This window comes from Chryseobacterium sp. FP211-J200, from assembly GCF_001643375.1.
In the GTDB taxonomy this organism is placed as follows: Bacteria; Bacteroidota; Bacteroidia; order Flavobacteriales; family Weeksellaceae; genus Epilithonimonas; species Epilithonimonas ginsengisoli.
In genome coordinates, this window is sequence record NZ_LSHB01000056.1 from 78,212 (window position 1) to 98,931 (window position 20,720).

Annotated in this window: 19 protein-coding genes and 1 tRNA gene; 15 read left to right on the forward strand and 5 right to left on the reverse strand. The window is 37.9% G+C overall.

Features of this window, described 5'->3' with window-relative positions:
* Positions 1 to 85 precede the first annotated feature (85 nt).
* A complete protein-coding gene (locus AXA65_RS15935) occupies positions 86 to 1,048 on the forward strand; it encodes a helix-turn-helix domain-containing GNAT family N-acetyltransferase (RefSeq protein WP_063971060.1) in 963 nt (320 codons plus the stop codon).
* Positions 1,049 to 1,097: 49 nt separating this feature from the next.
* On the opposite strand, the gene AXA65_RS15940 is transcribed toward AXA65_RS15935, so the two are convergent.
* Together AXA65_RS15940 and AXA65_RS15945 are read right to left on the reverse strand one after the other, a co-directional pair.
* Positions 1,098 to 1,292: a hypothetical protein gene (locus AXA65_RS15940; RefSeq protein ID WP_063971061.1), complete on the reverse strand. Its 195-nt coding sequence runs from the start codon at positions 1,290 to 1,292 to the stop codon at positions 1,098 to 1,100.
* A gap of 322 nt (positions 1,293 to 1,614) precedes the next feature.
* Positions 1,615 to 1,685: transfer RNA gene (locus tag AXA65_RS15945), tRNA-Cys, on the reverse strand.
* 296 nt (positions 1,686 to 1,981) lie between these two features.
* Between AXA65_RS15945 and ribB the strand changes: the two genes are divergently transcribed.
* On the forward strand, positions 1,982 to 3,103 hold the full coding sequence (ribB, locus tag AXA65_RS15950; protein WP_063971062.1) for a 3,4-dihydroxy-2-butanone-4-phosphate synthase: 1,122 nt from the start codon (positions 1,982 to 1,984) through the stop codon (positions 3,101 to 3,103).
* A gap of 204 nt (positions 3,104 to 3,307) precedes the next feature.
* Here ribB and AXA65_RS15955 read toward each other — a convergent pair whose 3' ends face one another.
* Both AXA65_RS15955 and AXA65_RS15960 read right to left on the reverse strand, forming a co-directional pair.
* Positions 3,308 to 5,506 (reverse strand): M1 family metallopeptidase, encoded by a 2,199-nt coding sequence (locus tag AXA65_RS15955; RefSeq protein ID WP_063971063.1) that lies wholly within the window; start codon positions 5,504 to 5,506, stop codon positions 3,308 to 3,310.
* Between the two features lie 156 nt (positions 5,507 to 5,662).
* A complete protein-coding gene (locus AXA65_RS15960) occupies positions 5,663 to 6,544 on the reverse strand; it encodes an SDR family oxidoreductase (RefSeq protein ID WP_063971064.1) in 882 nt (293 codons plus the stop codon).
* A gap of 196 nt (positions 6,545 to 6,740) precedes the next feature.
* Between AXA65_RS15960 and AXA65_RS15965 the strand changes: the two genes are divergently transcribed.
* From AXA65_RS15965 to AXA65_RS15980, 5 genes are all read left to right on the forward strand, one after another.
* Positions 6,741 to 7,652, forward strand: coding sequence for an alpha/beta hydrolase (locus tag AXA65_RS15965; RefSeq protein WP_063971065.1), 912 nt, complete (start codon positions 6,741 to 6,743; stop codon positions 7,650 to 7,652).
* Between the two features lie 64 nt (positions 7,653 to 7,716).
* On the forward strand, positions 7,717 to 8,235 hold the full coding sequence (locus AXA65_RS20495; protein WP_317040361.1) for a hypothetical protein: 519 nt from the start codon (positions 7,717 to 7,719) through the stop codon (positions 8,233 to 8,235).
* A gap of 71 nt (positions 8,236 to 8,306) precedes the next feature.
* Positions 8,307 to 8,627, forward strand: a complete 321-nt coding sequence (locus AXA65_RS20500; RefSeq protein WP_317040362.1) for a helix-turn-helix transcriptional regulator — start codon at positions 8,307 to 8,309, stop codon at positions 8,625 to 8,627.
* A gap of 111 nt (positions 8,628 to 8,738) precedes the next feature.
* Positions 8,739 to 9,578 carry an SDR family NAD(P)-dependent oxidoreductase gene (locus AXA65_RS15975; RefSeq protein WP_063971066.1) on the forward strand — a complete coding sequence of 280 codons (840 nt, stop codon included), beginning with the start codon at positions 8,739 to 8,741 and terminating at the stop codon, positions 9,576 to 9,578.
* A 47-nt stretch (positions 9,579 to 9,625) separates the two neighbouring features.
* Positions 9,626 to 10,540: a helix-turn-helix domain-containing protein gene (locus AXA65_RS15980; protein ID WP_063971067.1), complete on the forward strand. Its 915-nt coding sequence runs from the start codon at positions 9,626 to 9,628 to the stop codon at positions 10,538 to 10,540.
* A gap of 36 nt (positions 10,541 to 10,576) precedes the next feature.
* Here AXA65_RS15980 and AXA65_RS15985 read toward each other — a convergent pair whose 3' ends face one another.
* On the reverse strand, positions 10,577 to 11,917 hold the full coding sequence (locus AXA65_RS15985; protein WP_063971068.1) for a dihydroorotase: 1,341 nt from the start codon (positions 11,915 to 11,917) through the stop codon (positions 10,577 to 10,579).
* Between the two features lie 157 nt (positions 11,918 to 12,074).
* Here AXA65_RS15985 and AXA65_RS15990 point away from each other — a divergent pair, with 157 nt between their 5' ends.
* From AXA65_RS15990 to AXA65_RS16025, 8 genes are all read left to right on the forward strand, one after another.
* Complete coding sequence (locus tag AXA65_RS15990) at positions 12,075 to 14,372, forward strand: GH92 family glycosyl hydrolase (RefSeq protein ID WP_086048234.1); 2,298 nt, start codon at positions 12,075 to 12,077, stop codon at positions 14,370 to 14,372.
* Positions 14,373 to 14,417: 45 nt separating this feature from the next.
* Positions 14,418 to 15,875, forward strand: coding sequence for a lipopolysaccharide biosynthesis protein (locus AXA65_RS15995; RefSeq protein WP_063971069.1), 1,458 nt, complete (start codon positions 14,418 to 14,420; stop codon positions 15,873 to 15,875).
* Between the two features lie 42 nt (positions 15,876 to 15,917).
* Positions 15,918 to 16,937, forward strand: coding sequence for a sugar phosphate nucleotidyltransferase (locus AXA65_RS16000; protein ID WP_063971070.1), 1,020 nt, complete (start codon positions 15,918 to 15,920; stop codon positions 16,935 to 16,937).
* A gap of 128 nt (positions 16,938 to 17,065) precedes the next feature.
* Entirely contained in the window at positions 17,066 to 17,863 is a 798-nt protein-coding gene (locus AXA65_RS16005) for a DUF4292 domain-containing protein (RefSeq protein WP_063971071.1), read from the forward strand.
* Positions 17,860 to 19,395, forward strand: coding sequence for a murein hydrolase activator EnvC family protein (locus tag AXA65_RS16010; RefSeq protein ID WP_063971072.1), 1,536 nt, complete (start codon positions 17,860 to 17,862; stop codon positions 19,393 to 19,395). Before AXA65_RS16005 ends, AXA65_RS16010 begins: the two co-directional genes overlap by 4 nt.
* A 30-nt stretch (positions 19,396 to 19,425) precedes the next feature.
* A complete protein-coding gene (locus AXA65_RS16015) occupies positions 19,426 to 19,638 on the forward strand; it encodes a twin-arginine translocase TatA/TatE family subunit (RefSeq protein WP_063971073.1) in 213 nt (70 codons plus the stop codon).
* A gap of 9 nt (positions 19,639 to 19,647) precedes the next feature.
* The gene (locus tag AXA65_RS16020; RefSeq protein WP_063971074.1) at positions 19,648 to 20,262 is read left to right on the forward strand and encodes a DUF4254 domain-containing protein; all 615 of its coding nucleotides are present in this window, start codon (positions 19,648 to 19,650) and stop codon (positions 20,260 to 20,262) included.
* Positions 20,259 to 20,717, forward strand: a complete 459-nt coding sequence (locus tag AXA65_RS16025; RefSeq protein ID WP_063971075.1) for a hypothetical protein — start codon at positions 20,259 to 20,261, stop codon at positions 20,715 to 20,717. Before AXA65_RS16020 ends, AXA65_RS16025 begins: the two co-directional genes overlap by 4 nt.
* Positions 20,718 to 20,720: the final 3 nt, after the last annotated feature.

Genomic DNA, 20,720 nt, shown 5'->3' on the forward strand with positions numbered 1-20,720 from the left:
TCAATCAATTTTACCATTAATAATTTGCTAATTAAATTTACTTTTATAATTTTGCATAACTAGTTATGTAACCAATTATACTATTATGAATTTATTCGAGAGAACGGGTAAAATGGCGCTAGGAAGTAGATTGCGCCTATTGACAGCGAAATTCACCGATGATGCAGCGAAAATCTATGAATTGTATGGCGACGATTTTTCACCAAAATGGTTTCCCGTATTTTTTATTTTAGCAGAAGATGGCGAGAAAACCATTACTGAGATTGCAGACCAAATCTCGCATTCTCAACCTTCTGTTACCAAAATCATTAAGGAAATGGCAACATCAGGATTGGTAGAAAACAACTTAGAATCCAAAGACAAGCGAAGAAACTTGGTAGACCTAACGGAAAAGGGAAAACAACTTTCCGAAAAAATGAAAGTCCAGTGCGCTGATATTGATCTCGCTGTCGAAGCAATGATCAACGAGGCCACGTACAATCTTTGGGAGGCCATCGCAGAATGGGAATTTTTATTGGAGCAAAAGTCATTACTGAAAAGAGTTCTAGACCAGAAGAAACTGCGTGAAAGCAAAAATGTAAAAATCGTTGACTACGAACCAAAATACCAATCTGCCTTCAAATCCCTGAATGAGGAGTGGATCTCCAACTATTTTGAGATGGAAGCGGCCGATTACAAAGCACTAGACAATCCGCAGGAATACATTCTTGACAAAGGTGGCAAAATCCTGGTCGCACTTTACAACAATGAACCACTGGGAGTTTGTGCTCTCATAAAAATGGATGACCCGGATTATGACTTCGAAATGAGCAAAATGGCGGTTTCTCCAAAAGCGCAAGGCAAAAATATCGGCTGGCTGCTAGGACAAGCAATCATTAATAAAGCAAAAGAACTAAGCGCCTCAAAATTATATCTGGAAAGCAATACAATCCTGAAACCGGCCATCAATCTCTACTACAAAATGGGTTATGAAAAGATCGTTGGCCGTGCGACGCCTTATAAACGTTGTAATATCCAGATGGAATTGGATTTGTTACAATTAATTTAAGGTACGATCAAAATTAAAAAACCTCCCATTGCTGAGAGGTTGTTCAATTTTAAAGTTCTCTAAAAAACACACAACTCTTAGTAATTGTTGCTTTTAATCCATAATCAAAACTTCTATTCTTTGCCATTTGCAAAAAATCAGAATATTGAATTTCGAATTTTTCCTCGATCTCCTCTCTAGAAATCCCTCTGCATTCATTTTTTGAAATTACATTTAATACATAATTAAAAATAACTGTTTCCATCTGTGAAAAATTTTATCTTCTCTTGGCAGTATTACCAATTATCTCTAATATAATAAATTAGATTTAGAATTTAAAATTATTTTGCAAATTTTTTAACATATTCAAAGTTTGTTTTGAGCGAGAGCAATATATTTCACTTTTACAATGTACAATTATTTTTGGAATTATCTTTTTTACATAGATAATCTGATTTCAATTCAGAAATTGCTTCTAATATTTTTTTGATAACGTATCTCATTATGTTGCATAAAATGAATATCGGGAAACACGCATAACAAAAAACCCTAAATCATTGTCAATAATGAATTAGGGTTTACCAGTGAGGTGCCTAGCGGATTCGAACCGCTGTAGATGGTGTTGCAGACCACTGCCTAGCCGCTCGGCCAAAGCACCATTTTGTTGGAGTGCAAATTTAATGAAATTTTTCTAATTTCAAATTTTAAAGGCTCTTTATTTCAAAAAATTATTTCTAGCAGTGGTAAAATGTTGATTCATAGACCAAACATCTCCTAGCCCTGATGGTAATGGAAATCCCACAGCAAGCGATAGGAAAGCAAGGCGCGAGGAATTGTAATGGACAGCAGGTTCCCGGCTCCAAAAAAATATACAGGTTTTACATATCTTTAATCGATTATTACAATCCTTATTTAGGTTCTAAATAAGTATCTTTGCAAAAAAATTTTACAACAATGGATAAGATCCAACTTAATACGATAGCAGAAGCACTGGAAGATCTTAAAAACGGGAAAATGATCATCGTTGTAGATGATGAGGACCGTGAGAATGAAGGTGACCTTCTTGCTGCTGCAGAACTGACAACGACGGAGATGATCAACTTTATGACCATCCACGCAAGAGGCTTGATCTGTATGCCGCTGACCGAAAAAAGATGTGAAGAACTGGAACTTAATTCTATGGTGGCCAATTCTACGGATCCAAAAGAAACGGCATTTACCGTTTCTGTCGATCTGCTTGGAAAAGGTGCTACAACTGGAATATCTGCTGGTGACCGTGCCAAGACGATCTTGGCGATCATGGACGAGAACACCAAACCTGGCGACCTGATGAGACCTGGACACATCTTCCCGCTCCGTGCAAAAGAAGGTGGCGTTCTGAAAAGAGCCGGACATACAGAAGCTGCAATCGACCTAACAAGATTGGCCGGACTGAAAGAAGGCGGTGTGATCTGCGAGATCATGAAGGATGACGGCGATATGGCAAGAATGCCAGACTTGCTGGAATTCGGACAGAAACACGGGCTGAAAGTGGTTTCCATAGAAGACCTGATCCATTACAGATTGAGACAGGGCGACCTTGTGGAAAGAATCGAGGAGCGTGATATCAAAACACATTTCGGGGATTTCAAATTCTATGTTTTTGAGGAAAAACCAACGGAACAAATACACTTTGCTTTGACGACAGGAAGTTGGACGCCAGACGAATCTGTTTTGGTAAGAGTTCAGTCTTCAAGTTCTTATTTTGATGTTTTGAGCAGATTGTCAAATGGTGAGCATCCGTTGATGCAGCGTGTTGTAGACCTTATCAATAAAGAAGGAAAAGGCGCCGTGGTTTTCATTAATAATGTTTCAAACAAAGAGAATACACTCAGCAAACTTCAGCATTTCCTCAATTATCAGGACGGAACGAGCGAACTTCCGACAATCGCCCCAAACTTCCGCGATTATGGAATTGGAACGCAGATATTGAAAGATCTTGGAATCAACAAATTCAAAGTGATCACGCAGAATCCGAATATCAAACCAGTGATTTCTGGTTACGACGTTGAGGTGACGGAAATGGTGGCGCTGTAAATTATTTGGGCAGCTATTTCCGTCTTCCGTTCCCAAACCTACGAAGTGGTTCGACGAAGTCAATCTTTTTTGCCTAAGCTTTCCCAGCCGCAAAAAAAGGATTTCCACTCAAGCCGGGCTGCAAAGATTCAGCGTTTAAAAACTATAAAATAAAAAAAAGCTCCGAATAATTTCGGAGCTTTTTGATTGTAAAGTATCATCAACTTATTCTTTATTGAATTTGAAAGCTTTTCCACCTTGCGTGAAATCAATACTTTTCTTGTCTTTGCTGAACGTGATGGAAACATCTGCATCTTCGAAAGCGAATTTGTTCTGTCCCAAATATTCCAAAGCAAACTCCGGTTGACCCGTTGCCTGTCCGTACAATTGCCCTCCTTTTTCTGTGAAAGTCAGTTTCAATGGAACTTCTTTGGTGCTGAAGGTCCCGGCAAATTCTTTCATATTCACTTTCTCTACCGGCGCAGCTTGTGCAGAAGTCCAAACATTGTTTTTAGGATTCACATCCGGAACGCCAGAAGCTGGATCCAATTTCACATCCGTCACTTCTTTGGTAGAATTCACTTTGAAGGTCCATTCCGTGTTGCGTTTCCAAACCTCAACTGGTAATTTCACCACTTGCTTCGTTCCATCTTTGAAGGTCAATTCAACCGTAGTTGGCATAGGCAATTGGCCAAGATTCTCAACGGTGATCTGAGCACCGTTTTTGTAATCGCCATTGAAAGGTTTTACTGATTTTACAGCCTGATCCACTTTCCATTTGTTGATGAACCAACCTCTCCAGAACCAGTTCAGCTCTTCTCCGGAAACATTCTCCATCGTATGGAAGAAATCCCATGGTGTTGGATGTTTGAACGCCCATCTCGCCACATAAGTTTTGAAGGCTTTATCAAACTTCTCAGGACCTAAGATCGTCTCTCTCAAAATCCCCAATCCCAAACCTGGTTTGAAGTAAGCCAGAACGCCGATGCTTCTTTCCTTCATATTATCTGGACCTACCATGATCTGTTCGTAGCTGTCATTCAGTACAAATGAGCCCATTTTGCCAATGTTTTGCTTGTGGTAATATTCACCATTGTTGAAAGCTGCTGTAGAACCTTCATTGATAAAAGTATTGAAACCTTCGTCCATCCAAGCGAACAATCGCTCGTTGGAACCAACTATCATTGGGAACCAAGTGTGACCAAATTCGTGATCGGTAACACCCCACAGACTTTCGCCTTTGGAACTCATATGACAGAAAACAATGCCCGGATATTCCATTCCACCTTCGTTTCCGGCAACATTGGTCGCTGCTGGATAAGGATATTCAAACCATTTCCCCGAGTAATGTTCGATGGAAGCTTTGGTATATTCCGTGGATCTTCCCCAAGCTTTTTCGCCGGCACTTTCTACCGGATAAGCAGAGATCGCCAAAGATTTTTTACCACTTGGCAAGTTGATTCTCGCTGCATCCAAAATAAAAGCGGCAGATGAAGCCCAAGCAAAATCCCTTGCATTTTCTATTTTGAATTTCCAGGTTTTGGTGCCTGTTGCATTATTTTTTCCCAATTCAGATTCTGGACGGATCGCAACTGTTTTCTCACTGCTTCTCGCCTGATTCCAACGGTTGATCTCTTCTTTGGAATAAACTTCTTTTTCATTAAGCAATTCTCCAGATGCTACCACATATTGGTTGGCAGGAACGGTGATGTTTGCTGATAAAGTTCCGTATTCCAAATAAAACTCCGAAGCTCCTAGATACGGTGAAGTGTTCCATCCCAAAACGTCATCATAGACACACATTCTTGGGTACCATTGCGCCATTGTGAAAATCTTTCCGTTCTTCGTATCTTCGATTCCCATTCTGTCGGAACCATATTTTGGTGATAGGAAAGAATATTCTATTTTTAGTTTTGCAATACCGCCGTTCGCTTTCAGATCTTTTGGAAGATCGATTTGCATTCTGGTATCGGTAATGGTATATTTTACATCTTTACCATCGTATTTTACAGATTTGACCTTGTAACCACCATCAAACTCTTCGCCATGTGCGCCATTTCTACTTCCGGAAAGTGGCACCACTGCATTACCTCGTGAATCCTTTGCGAAAAGATTCTGATCCAGTTGCAACCAAAGAAATCCTAACTGATCGGGACTGTTGTTGGTATAAGTGATTTCTGCTGAACCTGTGATCTCATTTTTAGTTTCATCAAGACTCACATTCAGTTGATAATCCGCTGAATTCTGCCAATATTTGTGACCAGGTTGTCCGCTTGCAGAACGTGTCTCTGTTCCGGTCTGAGGATAGAACAAAGGCTTGAAAGCCTCGGTATAACTGTAGGCCGGCGTTTCCTGCGCATAGCTATTTGCTGTGAAAGCAAATATCGCAACCGCAGAAAGAAGTGTTGAAAGTTTGAAGTTCATTAATAGATAGATTTATTGTTAAAATAAAATTAGTCAATAAAATCCGGAACTTGTTACATCATTGGAATGAACTATCATTAAGTCCATAAAAAAAGCAAGCTTGCTATCGGGTGAAAGCAAGCTTGCTTTTTTAAATAGGTTGAAATTAATGAAACATCAGTTACATTTTTTCGCTTTGATCATCGCTTCCAGAGTATCCCACATCTCCTGCGGAATATCCTCCAGCATATTGAATTCTCCTGCACCCTGAAGCCACTCGCCACCATCGATGGTCACGACTTCACCATTCACGAAAGATGAAAAATCAGAGACCAGATAAGCCGCAAGATTGGCCAATTCCTGATGCTCTCCTACTCTTTTGAGCGGATTTTTCTTCGCCAAATCAAATTTATCTTTCATATCGCCAGGCAATAATCTGTCCCAAGCACCTTTTGTAGGGAAAGGTCCCGGCGCAATAGCATTGAAACGGATATTGTATTTGCCCCACTCTACAGCCAAACTTCTGGTCATTGCCAAAACACCAGCTTTAGCACAAGCGGAAGGCACCACATAAGCCGAACCTGTCCAGGCATAAGTGGTTACGATATTCAGAACTGTTCCAGGCACTTTGTTATCAATCCAATGCTTCCCGACAGAAAGTGTACAGTTCTTTGTCCCCTTCAAAACAATATCAAGGATAGAATCGAAGGCCGAATGTGTGAGTCTTTCTGTGGGCGAAATGAAGTTTCCGGCGGCGTTGTTCAAAAGAATATCAATCCTTCCGAATTCTTTCAACGCTGCTTCTTTCATTGCCTCTACTTCGTCCCAATTACGAACATCGCACGCTACGCAAAGCACTTTTCCGCCGGTTTCTTCTTCCAGTTCTTTGGCAGTTCCTTGAAGTTTTTCCAAGTTTCTAGAAGTAATGACGACTTTTGCGCCAAGTTGCAGAAAATATCTGGTCATTGCTTTTCCAAGTCCGCTGCCACCTCCTGTAACGATGGCAACTTTATCTTTCAGTGCGTCCTCGCGCAACATTGGTTGAGAATATAGGTTCATTAATTAAATGATTTTGAGATTAAAATTAAGATTAATTGTGTGCGTTGTAAAATTAGATTTTTATTTTGTATTGAAAATTAACAAAAGTTATGCACGAAATAAAACCGCAATATGAAAACACATCTCCACGATCTGGAAACAAACTCTATCTTTAAATCAAGGAACTTTGCATTACTAATTCAAATCAATATAATTAATGCAGAAATCAATTCAATTCAAAAATAAAAACTGGGAAGTTGCAGCGTACCTCAATTTACCCGAAAACTTCGACGAAAACTTAAAACAACGCGCCATCATTTGTGTGCACCCGGGAAGCAGCGTCAAGGAACAGACTGCTGGAGAATATGCTAAAAAACTAGCACAAGAAGGATTTATAACACTTGCCTTCGATGCTTCTTTTCAAGGAGAAAGTGGTGGTGAACCAAGATTTCTGGAAGATCCGGCAACCAGAGTCGAAGATATAAAATGTGCTGTGGATCATCTCACAACTTTAAAGTTCATCGATAATGAAAAAATAGGAGTTCTGGGAATTTGCGCTGGTGGAGGTTATGCAGCCAATGCAGCTTTGACGGAACGCAGAATAAAAGCCGTCGCCACAGTTTCGACCTCCAATTTTTGCAGAGCTTACAAAGAAAGTCTTGATCCAATCCAGATTCTGGAAGCCGTCGGAAAACAGCGCACAGCGGAAGCAAATGGCGCTGAACCAATAATTGTCAACTGGACTCCCAATTCTGTGGAAGAAGCCAAGGCACAAGGGATGGATGAGCTGGACCTTTTGGAATGTATCGATTATTACAGAACGCCTCGCGGAAATCATCCGAGGTCGTCTAATCAATTGCTGTTTACAAGTTTTGGGAATAATGTCAATTTCGATGCTTTTCATCTAGCTGATCAACTACTGACGCAACCATTATTGGTCATCGTTGGGGACAAAGTTGGCGCTTTTGGTTCTTACAGAGATGGATTCGAACTTTATAACAAAGCCGCTTCAAAAAGTAAAAACATCCACGTTGTGAAAGACGCAAGTCATTATGACCTCTATGACCATCCAAAAGCAACTTCTGAGGCTATGTCAGCATTAATTCTTTTCTTTAAAGAAAACCTATGATCTAATTATAGGAAGGCAGGACAATACCAATTTTGCCTTCCTTATATTTGTATCAATAAACCGAATGAATAATACTAATTCCACATTAAAATTCCACCGTTTGCTGTCTTTGCCAGATCCTTTGCACCCGATGATAAGCATTATTAAGCTGGAAGACATTCGGTTCCAAAGCGATCCAGTTTTAGAGAAATTTTCCACTGATTTTTATAGCATTTCCTTAAAAAAAGAGGTCAAAGCGAAGATGAAATATGGCCAAAACCTATATGATTTTGATAAAGGCGTTCTGAGTTTTACAGTGCCGAAACAAATTCAAACCTTGGATTTGACTGATACCGATTCCGAAAACAATGGTGCAGGAACTGGATTTGCTTTACTTTTCAATCCGCATTTTCTGGGCAAACATTCTGTTGCGACAAGCATCAAAAACTATGGTTTCTTCTCCTACTCCACTAATGAAGCCTTGCATCTTTCCGAAAAAGAGGAAAAGAACATTCTCGACATATTTCTAAAAATAGAACAGGAATATCAACATATTGATAAGCACACACAGGAAATCATTGTCGCCCAAATTGATTTAATATAAGTTACTGCAATCGTTTTTATGAAAGGCAATTCATCACTCGAAAAGCGGCAAACAATGACCTTTTAATCAAAATGGAAAATCTGCTGAACGACTATTTCAATGATGGGGAAAGTCTGAAAGAAGGCATTCCCGCTGTTGATCATTTTGCAAGCCAACTCAATCTGTCACCGCATTATTTAAGTGATATGCTTCGGTCTTTAACTGGTCAAAGTACGCAGCAGCATATCCAGAATAAACTGATTGAAAAAGGCAAAGAATTCTTATCGACAACTGAGTTTTCTGTAGCGGAAATAGCTTATCAGTTAGGTTTTCAGTATCCACAATCATTCAATAAATTATTTAAAAAGAAAACCGAAATGTCGCCTTTGGAGTTTCGGAGATCTTTTCATTAAGTAATATCAATTTGTATTTCAGCTACAACGAACATTGATTCAGCTACATCCAGCTTTTAGAATCTGACCAACTTTGCATTGTAAAAATTAATCAATTAAAAACAATCAAAAATGGACAAAAAAAAAGTATGGTTCGTGACAGGAGCTTCAAAAGGTTTAGGTTTAACTTTAGTCAGAAGATTATTGGCAGAAGGTCATTCTGTAGTGGCAACTTCAAGAAATATTGCTGAACTTCAGAAAGCCATCAGTGAAGAAAACGATTCATTTCTTCCGTTAGAAGTTGATTTGATTATCGAAAATTCTGTGGAAAACGCAGTTTCAAAATCAATAGAAAAATTCGGAAAATTGGATGTTGTGGTGAACAACGCTGGGTACGGACAATTGGGGACTTTGGAAGAAATATCGGATTTGGAAAGTCGTCAGAATTTTGATACCAATGTTTTCGGTTCTCTGAATATTATTAGAAAAACAATGCCTTATTTAAGAGAACAAAAAAGCGGTTTCATCATCAACATCGCTTCAATCGGCGGATTAACGGGAGAATTTGCAGGTTGGGGAATCTATTGCGCAACAAAATTTGCAGTGGTAGGTTTTACAGAAGCTTTGGCTGCGGAAGTAAAAGAATTTGGAGTAAATGCGACCGTCGTTTATCCGGGATATTTCAGAACAGATTTCTTAAAGGGTGGTTCACTCAGAACTCCGAAAACTGAAATCGAAGAATACACTGTAGCAAGACAACTTCAGACGGCACACGAAAAAGACATCAATGGAAATCAGCCGGGCGACCCTGAAAAAGCAGCTGTGGCATTGATGGAATTGGTAGCATTAGAAAATCCGGCTGTGCATTTGGTTTTAGGTTCTGATGCATTTGGCATTGCAGGAAACAAATTAAATGCACTTCAAAACGAATTTTCTGAGTTTAAAACACTAAGTACATCTACAGATTATTAAATTTGTAAAGGCAACAGTTTCTTGCTGTTGCCTATAATTTTAAAGTTATGACCAACAGAAAATTATACACCATCGATACCATTTCTGAATTTCACAGAATTTCAGGATTGCCAAAACCTCAGCATCCGCTCATCAGTTTGGTAGATTACAGTTTGGTCGAGTATCAAATTGAGGAATCCGAAATCAGCTGGGTTCAGGATTTGTATTTTATGGGTTTCAAAAGAGATATTCAGGGGAAGTTTCATTATGGACAGAGTCAATACGATTTTGATGAAGGTCTGATGTGTTTTATTGCGCCGAGACAGGTCGTGAAAATGGTTATCAGCAAATATGAGACAAAACCTTCAGGTTATCTTTTGGCTTTTCATCCTGACTTTATTTGGAACACGCCTTTGGCAAAAACGATTAATAATTATAAATTTTTCGGCTATGATGTGAATGAAGCCTTGTTCCTTTCTGAAAAGGAAGAAGAGACTTTAATTGGACTTTTTAAAGGCATCGAAAAAGAATATCAGTCGGGAATTGACCAGTTTACTCAGAATATCATCATTTCTCAGATTGAAGTTATTTTAACTTATTGCGAAAGATTTTATCAAAGACAATTCATTACCAGAAAAAAGACCAATCATCAGGTTTTGGATAAATTAGAAACGGTTTTGGAAGATTATTTTAATGATAATATGATTGATAAAGGCTTACCAACAGCCAATTACATTGCCGAACAATTGAATATTTCTACCAATTATCTCGGAAGTTTACTAAAACAACTGACCGGACAAACCACGCAGCAACACATTCACGAAAAACTTATTGAGAAGGCCAAAGAAAAGCTGTCAACAACAGAACTTTCAATAAGTGAAATTGCCTATGAATTAGGGTTTGAACATTCTCAATCTTTCAGTAAATTATTTAAAGCCAAGACGGATATTTCGCCTTTGGAATTTAGGAAGTCTTTTAATTAAAACAAAAAACGACTGCAAATTTAGCAGTCGTTTCATTTATTCCTGAACTTCAAAAAGCAATCGCTCCCCGAATTTTTCTTCATTAATTTTTCCGTTGTCGTAAACCAGATTTCCGTTGACAAAAGTATGCGTCACTTTAGAATGAAACTCGGTTCCTTCCAATGGGCTCCAACCGCACTTGTAAAGGAGATTATCTTTTGCAACCGTCCAGTTTTCTTCTAAATCTACCAAAACAAGATCGGCTTTATACCCTTCTCTCACAAAACCTCTTTTCTCTACCCGGAAAAGAATCGCAGGATTATGACACATTTTCTCCACAATTTTCTCTAAAGTAATTTTTCCATTTCGGAAATTCTCCAGCATCACAACCAAAGAATGCTGAACCAAAGGCGCTCCCGAAGGACATTTTGTATAGACGTTCTGTTTTTCTTCCCAAGTGTGTGGCGCATGGTCGGTGGCAATCACATCGATTCTGTCATCGAGCAAGGCTTCCCAAAGTCCGTCTTTATCTTTCAAAGTTTTGACCGCCGGATTCCATTTGATAAGGTTTCCTTTCGTTTCGTAATCTTCATTGGTGAAAGTCAAATGGTGAACACAAACTTCTGCCGTTATTTTTTTATCTTTTAAGGGAATATCATTTCTAAAAAGGTCAGTTTCAATAGCCGTTGACAAATGGAAAATGTGAAGTCTTGCGCCAGTTTTTTGTGCTAATTCAATTGCTTTTGAAGATGATTTATAACAAGCTTCCTCACTTCTGATCAAGTGATGAAATTTCACAGGAATGTCGTCGCCGTATTCCGCTTTGTACTTTTCCGTATTTTCTCTAATCGTCGCTTCATCTTCGCAATGAACGGCAATCAGCATTTTGGTGTTGCTGAAAATATTTTCCAGCGTTTCAGGATTGTCAACCAGCATATTTCCTGTGGATGAACCGAGAAATAATTTGATTCCGGGAACATTTCTTGGATTTGTTTTGAGGATTTCTTCAAGATTATCATTGGTTCCGCCCATCATAAAACCGTAATTGGCGTAAGCTTTTTGAGAACCGATTTCGTATTTATCTGCCAACAATTCCTGAGTTACAGCATTAGGAACGGTATTAGGCTGGTCAATAAAACTTGTGATTCCGCCGGCAATTGCTGCTTTTGATTCGGTTTCTATGTCGCCTTTTTGCGTCAAACCTGGCTCACGGAAATGCACTTGGTCATCAATAATTCCTGGTAACAGATATTTTCCGGAAGCATCAATAATTTGGTCAACATTTTCTTCAGAGATATTTTTTGCAATCTTGGAAATCAAATCATCTTCAATCAGAATATCACTTTCGAAGACCAGATTTTCGTTGACGATTTGGGCGTTTTTTATTAGAATTTTCATTTTTAATTAGATATTAGAAGTTAGATATTAGAAGTTAGACTTCAATCTAAAAATTTCATTTTAAGCAAAATTAAGTTTTTGAAAACGATTACTCAAGTTTTTGAATTATTAAGTCATTAAAATATTATTTCAGTAAATTGCTTCAAAATTCCAAAGAATGTCTCCGAGAAAATACATTTTAGTCCTACCCGTTTTATTCGCTTCATTATTCAGTTCCCAAAAATTAGAAAACCTCTCAAAATTCGTGAATCCCATCATTGGCACCGAAAAAATGGGACATACTTTTCCAGGCGCAACAGTTCCTTTTGGCGCGGTTCAACTCAGTCCGGAAACCGATTCGCTTTCATATGAAGTCAATGGAAAATACAATCCTGATGTTTACAAATATTGTGCTGGCTACCGTTATGAAGACAAAACGATTGTCGGATTTTCGCATACGCATTTCAGCGGAACGGGACATTCGGATTTGGGAGATTTCTTGATTATGCCAACGGTTGGAAAATTAAAATTAAATCCAGGAACTGCACAAAAACCAGGAAGTGGATTCCGTTCCAGATTTTCTCACCAAAACGAAAAGGCGGAAGCCGGCTATTACAAAGTGAAACTTGACGATTATAATATTCTGGCTGAAATGACGGCTACAACAAGAGTTGGCGTTCATCAATATACATTTCCGAAATCTGATGATGCGCATATTATTCTGGATTTGATGGCGGGAATTTACAATTATGATGACAAAAATGTATGGACTTACGTTAGGATTGAAAATGACCACAGAATCACAGGTTACCGACAAACCAACGGTTGGGCGAGAACAAGAACGGTCTATTTCGCAATGGAATTTTCCAAGCCTTTCAAATCTTACGGGCAGAAAAATTTTGACACTAAACAAGCCTACCGAGGTTTCTGGAGAAAATGGAATCAGGACGATAATTTCCCCGAGATTGCAGGCAAAAAAATCAGAATGCATTTTGATTTTGATACTCAGGAAAATGAAAAAGTTCAAATCAAATTTGCGATTTCGCCAGTCAGTCAAGCCAATGCTTTGGAAAATTTAACCACGGAAACGCCGGATTGGAACTTCGAAAAGATAAAATCACAAGCTCAAAACGTTTGGAATAAAGAACTTAATAAAATCGTTGTCAACACACTTTCCGAAGATGACAAAGTGAATTTTTACACGGCGATGTACCACACATTCATCAATCCAACAACCTATATGGATGCGAACGGCGAGTACAAAGGTCTTGACCAAAATGTACATCAGGCGAAAGGTTTTACTAATTACACGACGTTTTCGCTTTGGGACACTTATCGCGCTTTGCATCCGTTTTTCAACATCATTCAGCCAAAACGGAATGATGATATGATAAAATCGATGATGGCGCATTATGACCAATTCAGTTTGAAAATGTTGCCGGTTTGGTCACATTATGCCAATGAAAATTGGTGCATGAGCGGTTATCATTCGGTTTCCCTGATTGCTGATGCGATTATCAAAGGTACTTACACCGGAAATCCAGAGGAAGCTTTGAAGGCTTGTATCGCCACTTCCAACAAAAGAAATTACGAAGGCATCGGCGAATATATTGACAAAGGTTATATCTCTGCGGAGAAAATTGGAACATCGGTTTCCAACACCGTGGAATACGCGTATGACGATTGGGCGATTGCTCAAATAGCCAAGAAATTAGGAAAAACTGACATCTACAATGAATATCTGAAACGTTCCGAAAACTGGAAAAATGTCTTCGACAAATCGATTGGTTTTATGAGACCAAGATTGTCTGACGGAAGTTTTAAAAAGGAATTTGATTTGATGAGCACGCACGGGCAAGGCTTTATCGAAGGGAATTCCTGGAATTACAGTTTCTTCGTTCCGCATAATCCTGAGGAATTAATGAAAGTTATGGGTGGAAAAAAGAAATTCGGAGGAAATCTTGATGAACTATTTTCAATGCATTTGCCTGACGCGTTTTTTGCTGACACGGAAGACATTACTCGAGAAGGAATTATCGGCGGTTATGTTCACGGGAACGAACCAGCGCATCACGTGGCTTACTTATATAATGTTGCCGGACAACCTTGGAAAACACAGTCTCAAATCCGAAAAATTCTGACGATGCAATACAAAGCAAAGCCAGACGGATTAGGCGGAAATGACGATTGTGGACAGATGAGCGCGTGGTATATTTTCAGCAGTTTGGGATTTTATCCGGTTTCGCCGGGTTCTGATGAATATTGGATTGGAAGCCCGAGTATCATTAACGCAAAATTAAATTTGGAGAACGGAAAAACGTTTGAAATCGAGGCTGAAAATCAATCAGAAAAGAATGTTTACATCGAAAGAATCGAGCTGAATGGGAAACCGTTTGACGGTTACAAATTGAAGCACGAAGATATTATGAAAGGTGGAAAACTGGTTTTCTTTATGAATTATAAGCTGAAGAAATAAATCGGATTCTTATCAGAATAGATTATTTTTGCAAAAATTTTTGAATTGAAGAAACTTCTCGGACAAACCGCTCTTTATGGATTAACAACTGTGATTATCAGGCTGTTTCCATTTGTAATTAATCCAATTATTACGAGAACTTTTGGTCCGTCTGCCTATTCGCCTTACGCGGATTTTTATTCCGTAGCCGGCGTTATCGCCGTACTTTTGACCCACGGAATGGAAACAACTTTTTTCCGATTTGCATTGGATGAAAAAGACGACAGAAAACTGATTTCGACTGCTTTTTTCAGTGTGTTGGCTGTGACTTTGGTTTATTTATTTTTCACATTAGTTTACAGAAAGCCTTTAGCAATTGCTTTCAAAACGCCAGACCAAGTTGATTTACTGGCAATTCTTACTGTAACTTTGGCTTTGGACGCTTTTTCTGCAATGCCTTTCGTAATGCTGAGAAAAAATGAAAGACCTTTAAAATATGCCGGAATCAGAATCACAAATGGAATTATCAATTTCCTATTAGTCGTATTTTTTATCATTATTCTTCCAAGATATCCAGAAGGGATTTTCAGTTTGAAATACAGTCCTGAATTTGGAATTGGTTATGTTTTTGTCGCTAATTTAGTGGCGAGTTCTGTTACATTTCTGATGTTATATCAAGAATTATTAATCGCGAGGATTAAACATTTCTCTTGGGAACTTTGGAAAAAAATGATAAAATATTCCTGGCCAATTACAATCGCTGGATTAGCCGGGATTATCAATGAAACTTTTGACAGACAGTTTCTTAAATTTCTTTTACCTGAAGAAATCGGACGACACGAATTGGGCGTATATGGCGGTGTCGCAAAAGTGGTGACCTTTGTTATTTTGTTCCGTCAAGCTTATTCTTTGGGAATTGAACCTTTCTTTTTCAGCAATTCAAAGAATAAAAATGCAAAGGAAATGTATGTCAAACTGATGGATATTTTCATCGCCATCAACTGTCTCATCGTCTTATTCCTTTCTGTAAATCTTAATCTGATTGCGAAAGTTTACATCAATAATCCGGAGTATTATGAAGGAATATCAATTCTGCCAATCTTATTTTTTGCAAGCTTATTTATAGGAATCTATCTCAATCTTTCAATTTGGTATAAATTGACGGATAAGACTATTATTGGCGCTTATATCTCAGCCATTGGTGTTTTGACAACCATAATAATTAATTTTTATTTTATTCCTAAATACGGATATTGGGCATCCACTTGGGCAACCATTGCAAGCTACTTCGCAATGATGGTCATATCATACGTTTGGGGACAATACAAATATCCAGTCCCCTATAATATTTATAAAAATTCAATTATCATTCTCGTAACAATGGTTGTATCTTTGGCATATTACCAATATTTAAAAGAAAATATTTGGTTGGGAAATCTTATATTTCTACTTTTGGCAACCATTTTGCTAAAGACAGAGAATTTGATTCCTCAAAAAATCTTAAATAAAATCGGAATGAAATGAATCTATTAATTCACTAATAGTCAATAATTTAACAACAAACTTATGAAAATAATAGTTCCAATGGCTGGACGTGGTTCACGTTTGAGACCACATACATTAACGGTTCCAAAACCATTGATCCCGATTGGCGGAAAACCAATTGTACAAAGACTCGTAGAAGACATTGCAAAAGTTGCAAATCAACCTATAGAGGAGATCGCTTTCATTATCGGTGATTTTGGTCCAGAGGTAGAAGCATCTCTTATAAAAGTAGCAGAAAATCTTGGTGCAAAAGGAAGCATTTATGCTCAAACTGAACCTTTAGGAACAGCTCACGCCATTAATTGTGCTAAAGAAAGTATGACCGGACCGGTAATCATCGCTTTTGCTGATACGCTTTTCCGTGCAGATTTCCATCTAGACACCAATGCTGACGGTGTGATCTGGGTAAAGAAGGTAGAAGACCCTTCTGCTTTCGGTGTTGTGAAATTGGACGATTATGGTTTTATCACAGACTTCGTGGAAAAACCAAAAGAATTTGTTTCCGACCTTGCGATCATCGGAATTTATTACTTCAATTCTGCTGAGAAATTGATGACAGAAATCGATTATATTATGGAAAATAATATTACCGAAGGTGGCGAATATCAATTGACAACGGCATTAGAAAACCTGAGAGCAAAAGGCGCCAAATTCTCTCTTGGAAAAGTGGATGACTGGATGGATTGTGGCAACAAAAATGCTACGGTGGAGACCAACAGTAAGATCCTACAGTACGAAAGAGCCAATATGGCCAACTTCCCAGAGTCTGCAGACATCGAAAACTGCATGATCATTCCACCTTGTTTCATCGGGGAAAATGTAAAGATTTTGAATTCTAAAATCGGACCTAACGTATCTCTTGGGAACAATACGGTTGTCATCAATTCTAATATCGATAACTCATTGATCCAGGAAAACACAATTATCGATCACGGAAACTTGAGCAACTCGATGATCGGGAACTCTGCCAAGTATTTTGGTGTTGCGAGAGAGATTTCTTTGGGAGATTATTCCGTTTTGGATTTCGTTTCGAAAGATTAAATTTAATTTTAATAAAATATCAACTTTGTCAAGGTCTAGAACTTTGACAAAGTTTTTTTTTAGATACTTATTTGAAAATATAAGCTTATTTTTGGCGTTAATATTGTAAGTTTCATCGTAAAAAAGTTATGCAAAAATACATTCTCATCATAGTTTCAGCTCTACTTGTCACTTCTTGTAAAGTTCAGAAAAACCAGGGCACAACTCCTATCAGTACAACAAAACCAATCTCCAACAACGCCAGTTTTTTTTCAGCAATTGAAAAAAAATCAACTTTCGATGCTGTGAAGATCAATAGTAAAATCGATGCAAAGACGGGCTCGTTCATTCCAACTCTAGATGCTGTAATCTACATAGAGAATGGCCAAAAAGTTTGGATGAATCTGACTGCGGTCATTCTCCAGGCGGCGAGAGGTGTTGCGACTCCAGAAGGTATCAAAGGTTATTATAAATTGGACAAAACTTACATTGATTCTGATTTTGGTTATCTTAATAAATTATTGAATGTCAACTTCATCGACTACAATGCTTTGCAGAATTTGCTTTTGGGAAAGACCTTTATCCCAGTTTCTGAAAATGATTATAATCTAACTCAAAATATTTCTGGTTTCAATTTGACTTCAAAACAAAATCAAAAAATTACTGAGAACGGAAAAACAACGGAGTACAAGATCTCTTTGGATTACGATGCAGAATTCAATCTCAGTCACGTTCTATTATCAAATCCAGCGAATAATGACCAGCTGGAAATCACTTATTCGAATAGAGAAATCCTCAACAACGAGAGCTTTCCTAGAAGTGTTAAAATAATTATAAAAGCCAATAAAACAGACGAAATATTATTAGAAAATACGAAATTTGATTTTTCCCGGATGGAAACTACTTATTCCGTTCCTGCCAATTACAAAAAGACAGAGATTAAATGATCAAGAAATTAAGTTTTTTTATAAGTATCATCCTTTTCGGAAGCGCATTTGGACAAAAAGACAAAGAGGTTTTGCAAAAGCAGAACGCAGATTTGAAGAAACAGATTTCTTCTCTCAATGCGACGTTGAATCAAACCAAGCAAGAATCCAAACTTTCCATTTCCTACCTTAACGCTGTAAATCAAAAACTTAGCCTGCGAGAAAAAGTTTACCGCAATACTCAGAAGCAGAAACGATTTATCGAAGATGATATTTATAAACGTCAGTTGGAGATCAACAAAAACAATCGTGAGCTGGAAGTTCTCCGAAAAAACTACGCTGAAATTCTTGTAAAAGCCTACAAAACAAAAGGTGTACAAAACAAAGTAACCTTCATTCTCTCTTCCAAAAATATGGGAGAGGCGCTTAATAGAATCGAATATTTGAAAAGATATTCTGAATATCAAGACAAGAAAGCAGCAGAAATTTCTAACAAGGCGAATGAAATCAAGAAAAATATTACGCTCAAGAAAAGATCTGTTTCCGAGAAAGACAACCTTTTATTATCTCAGAAAAAAGACCTTGCTACCATAGAAGCAGAAAGAATAGAGAAGCAAAAACTATTAGACGACTTCAAAAAGAACGAAGTTAAACTTACCGCCGAACTTAGACAAAAACAGACGCAATCCAAGGAATTGGAGCGCCAGATCAGAAATATCATTGCTGAAGAGATCAGAATTGCCAAAGCAAAAGAAGAAGCAGAAAGGAAAGCTGAAGCAGAAAGAAAAAGACTGGCCGATATTGCTGCCAAAAAAGAAAAAGACAGGATTGAAGCTGAAAACAGAGCCAAGATCGCCGCTGCCGAAGCCGAAAGGAAAAGAGCAGAACTAGAAGCAAAACGCGCTACGGAATTAGCCGCAAAACGTGCAGAAGAAGAAAGGAAATTAGCCGAAACAAACAAGGCGATCGAAAGAAAAGAAGCTGCAGAAAGAGCTACCAAGGAAGCTGCGGACAGAGCTAAAATAGCAAATGAAAGAGCTGCTGCTGCAAAAGCCAACGAAGTAGCCGTCAACAAAAAGAATGATGATGCCAAAGATGAAGTAGAAAAAAAGGTGATGAAAAGCTATGGCGTAGGTTCCACGGTTGGAAATAACTTTGCAGACAACAAGGGAAGAATAGGTTTCCCTGTAGAAAAAGGAACTGTGACACACCGATTTGGAAGACAGCCACATCCAGTCTTCAAAAATATTGTTGAAGAAAATATCGGGATCAAAATATCAGTTGCAAAAGGCACAAAAGCAAGATGTGTTTTCCCAGGTGTCGTTTCCAGTATTCAGGCTATCAACGGTAGCAGAACGGTTGTTGTGAAGCACGGAAACTACTTTACAGTCTACTCCAACCTTGCCAGTACTCTAGTAAAAGCCAACCAGCAAGTTTCTGCGGGAACGCTTATTGGAGAAGTTGGCAGTGATTTTGATGAATCTATTACATTGGATTTCCAGATCTGGAGTGGTACAAATCCAGTTGATCCATTAGGTTGGGTTTCGTATTAAAAAATAATTTAACTTTGTAAAAAAATTAAGATGATAATATCAACTGTTATATTAAGTATTTCTTGGCAGCATATCCTAATTGTAGCCTTGATATTGCTTTTGTTGTTCGGAGGTAAAAAAATCCCTGAATTGATGAAAGGTTTGGGCTCTGGTATAAAAGAGTTTAAAGACGCTGTAAAAGAAGAGGATAAAAAGAAAGATCCTAATTCTACCACCAATAATGAACCTAATCAAAATCTATAAGAATTATTGATGAGTTTAACAGAAAAATCATGGGAGATCTTTAACCAATCGGTTAAGGATTATCATATTAATGACGACGTTAATTCACTAGAAAACAATCCATTCCAAGCTGACAGTTTGGAATGGATTTTGTATTCAAAGAACTGGATTGATACCGTTCAATGGCATTTGGAAGATATTATTCGTGAAGAAGATATCGACCCTACAGAAGCTTTAAAAATAAAAAGAAGAATTGATAAACTCAACCAAAAAAGGACAGATCTGGTAGAACAGATCGATTTTTGGTTTTATAAAAACTTCGAAAATATTACTTCTGACCCAGATGCAAGAATTAACAGCGAAACTCCGGCTTGGTGTATAGATCGATTTTCGATATTATCTTTGAAAATATATCATATGTCTATTGAGGCTTCTCGTGCAGATGCTTCTGAAGAACATAAATTACAATGTTCACAAAAGTTAAATGTACTTTTGGAGCAGAAAAAAGACCTTTCCACAGCCATAGACCAACTGCTTTCTGATATTGAGAACGGTAAAGTTAAGATGAAGCTTTATAAGCAAATGAAGATGTATAATGACGAAAGTCTTAATCCGATCCTGTATCAAAAAATGCAGAAAAAATGAAAAGTTTCCATAAACTTTTAACGATAACAATTATTACAGTCTTTTTAGGATCTTGTTCTACAAATTCCGCAGCGTCGGAACAGGTACAATCTGACATGCTTTCAGACACCTATGCCTATCTTACTCCAGAAGCTATTGTTTATGCTTCGTCCATTTCCAATTTGATTGCAACATTTCCAAAATTCAGGAATGATGCTGTGAACAGAGAGGTCTCTTCTTTGAAAGGTTCACTTTCAGATTATTTGGGCGCTGTCAGAGATTTTAACCAATCTTCAAAGCATCGATCACTGGAGGATTTTGAAAAGTATTACAAAAAGATCCAAAAGCTTAGAAAGTTTATGGTAAAAGATGATGACGAGGTTTTGAACAGATACATGGTCAAAATCAAAACCAACATCAATCTTCTTGAAGCTTCTCAATCTAAAATAGATGAGACTTCTATGTCTTCCAACTAATTA

Coding starts and splice junctions, on each gene's coding strand:
- AXA65_RS15935 (WP_063971060.1), top strand. CDS start 86: ATGAATTTATTCGAGAGAACGGGTAAAATGGCGCTAGGAAGTAGATTG.
- AXA65_RS15940 (WP_063971061.1), bottom strand. CDS start 1,292: ATGGAAACAGTTATTTTTAATTATGTATTAAATGTAATTTCAAAAAAT.
- ribB (WP_063971062.1), top strand. CDS start 1,982: ATGGATAAGATCCAACTTAATACGATAGCAGAAGCACTGGAAGATCTT.
- AXA65_RS15955 (WP_063971063.1), bottom strand. CDS start 5,506: ATGAACTTCAAACTTTCAACACTTCTTTCTGCGGTTGCGATATTTGCT.
- AXA65_RS15960 (WP_063971064.1), bottom strand. CDS start 6,544: ATGAACCTATATTCTCAACCAATGTTGCGCGAGGACGCACTGAAAGAT.
- AXA65_RS15965 (WP_063971065.1), top strand. CDS start 6,741: ATGCAGAAATCAATTCAATTCAAAAATAAAAACTGGGAAGTTGCAGCG.
- AXA65_RS20495 (WP_317040361.1), top strand. CDS start 7,717: ATGAATAATACTAATTCCACATTAAAATTCCACCGTTTGCTGTCTTTG.
- AXA65_RS20500 (WP_317040362.1), top strand. CDS start 8,307: ATGGAAAATCTGCTGAACGACTATTTCAATGATGGGGAAAGTCTGAAA.
- AXA65_RS15975 (WP_063971066.1), top strand. CDS start 8,739: ATGGACAAAAAAAAAGTATGGTTCGTGACAGGAGCTTCAAAAGGTTTA.
- AXA65_RS15980 (WP_063971067.1), top strand. CDS start 9,626: ATGACCAACAGAAAATTATACACCATCGATACCATTTCTGAATTTCAC.
- AXA65_RS15985 (WP_063971068.1), bottom strand. CDS start 11,917: ATGAAAATTCTAATAAAAAACGCCCAAATCGTCAACGAAAATCTGGTC.
- AXA65_RS15990 (WP_086048234.1), top strand. CDS start 12,075: ATGTCTCCGAGAAAATACATTTTAGTCCTACCCGTTTTATTCGCTTCA.
- AXA65_RS16000 (WP_063971070.1), top strand. CDS start 15,918: ATGAAAATAATAGTTCCAATGGCTGGACGTGGTTCACGTTTGAGACCA.
- AXA65_RS16005 (WP_063971071.1), top strand. CDS start 17,066: ATGCAAAAATACATTCTCATCATAGTTTCAGCTCTACTTGTCACTTCT.
- AXA65_RS16010 (WP_063971072.1), top strand. CDS start 17,860: ATGATCAAGAAATTAAGTTTTTTTATAAGTATCATCCTTTTCGGAAGC.
- AXA65_RS16015 (WP_063971073.1), top strand. CDS start 19,426: ATGATAATATCAACTGTTATATTAAGTATTTCTTGGCAGCATATCCTA.
- AXA65_RS16020 (WP_063971074.1), top strand. CDS start 19,648: ATGAGTTTAACAGAAAAATCATGGGAGATCTTTAACCAATCGGTTAAG.
- AXA65_RS16025 (WP_063971075.1), top strand. CDS start 20,259: ATGAAAAGTTTCCATAAACTTTTAACGATAACAATTATTACAGTCTTT.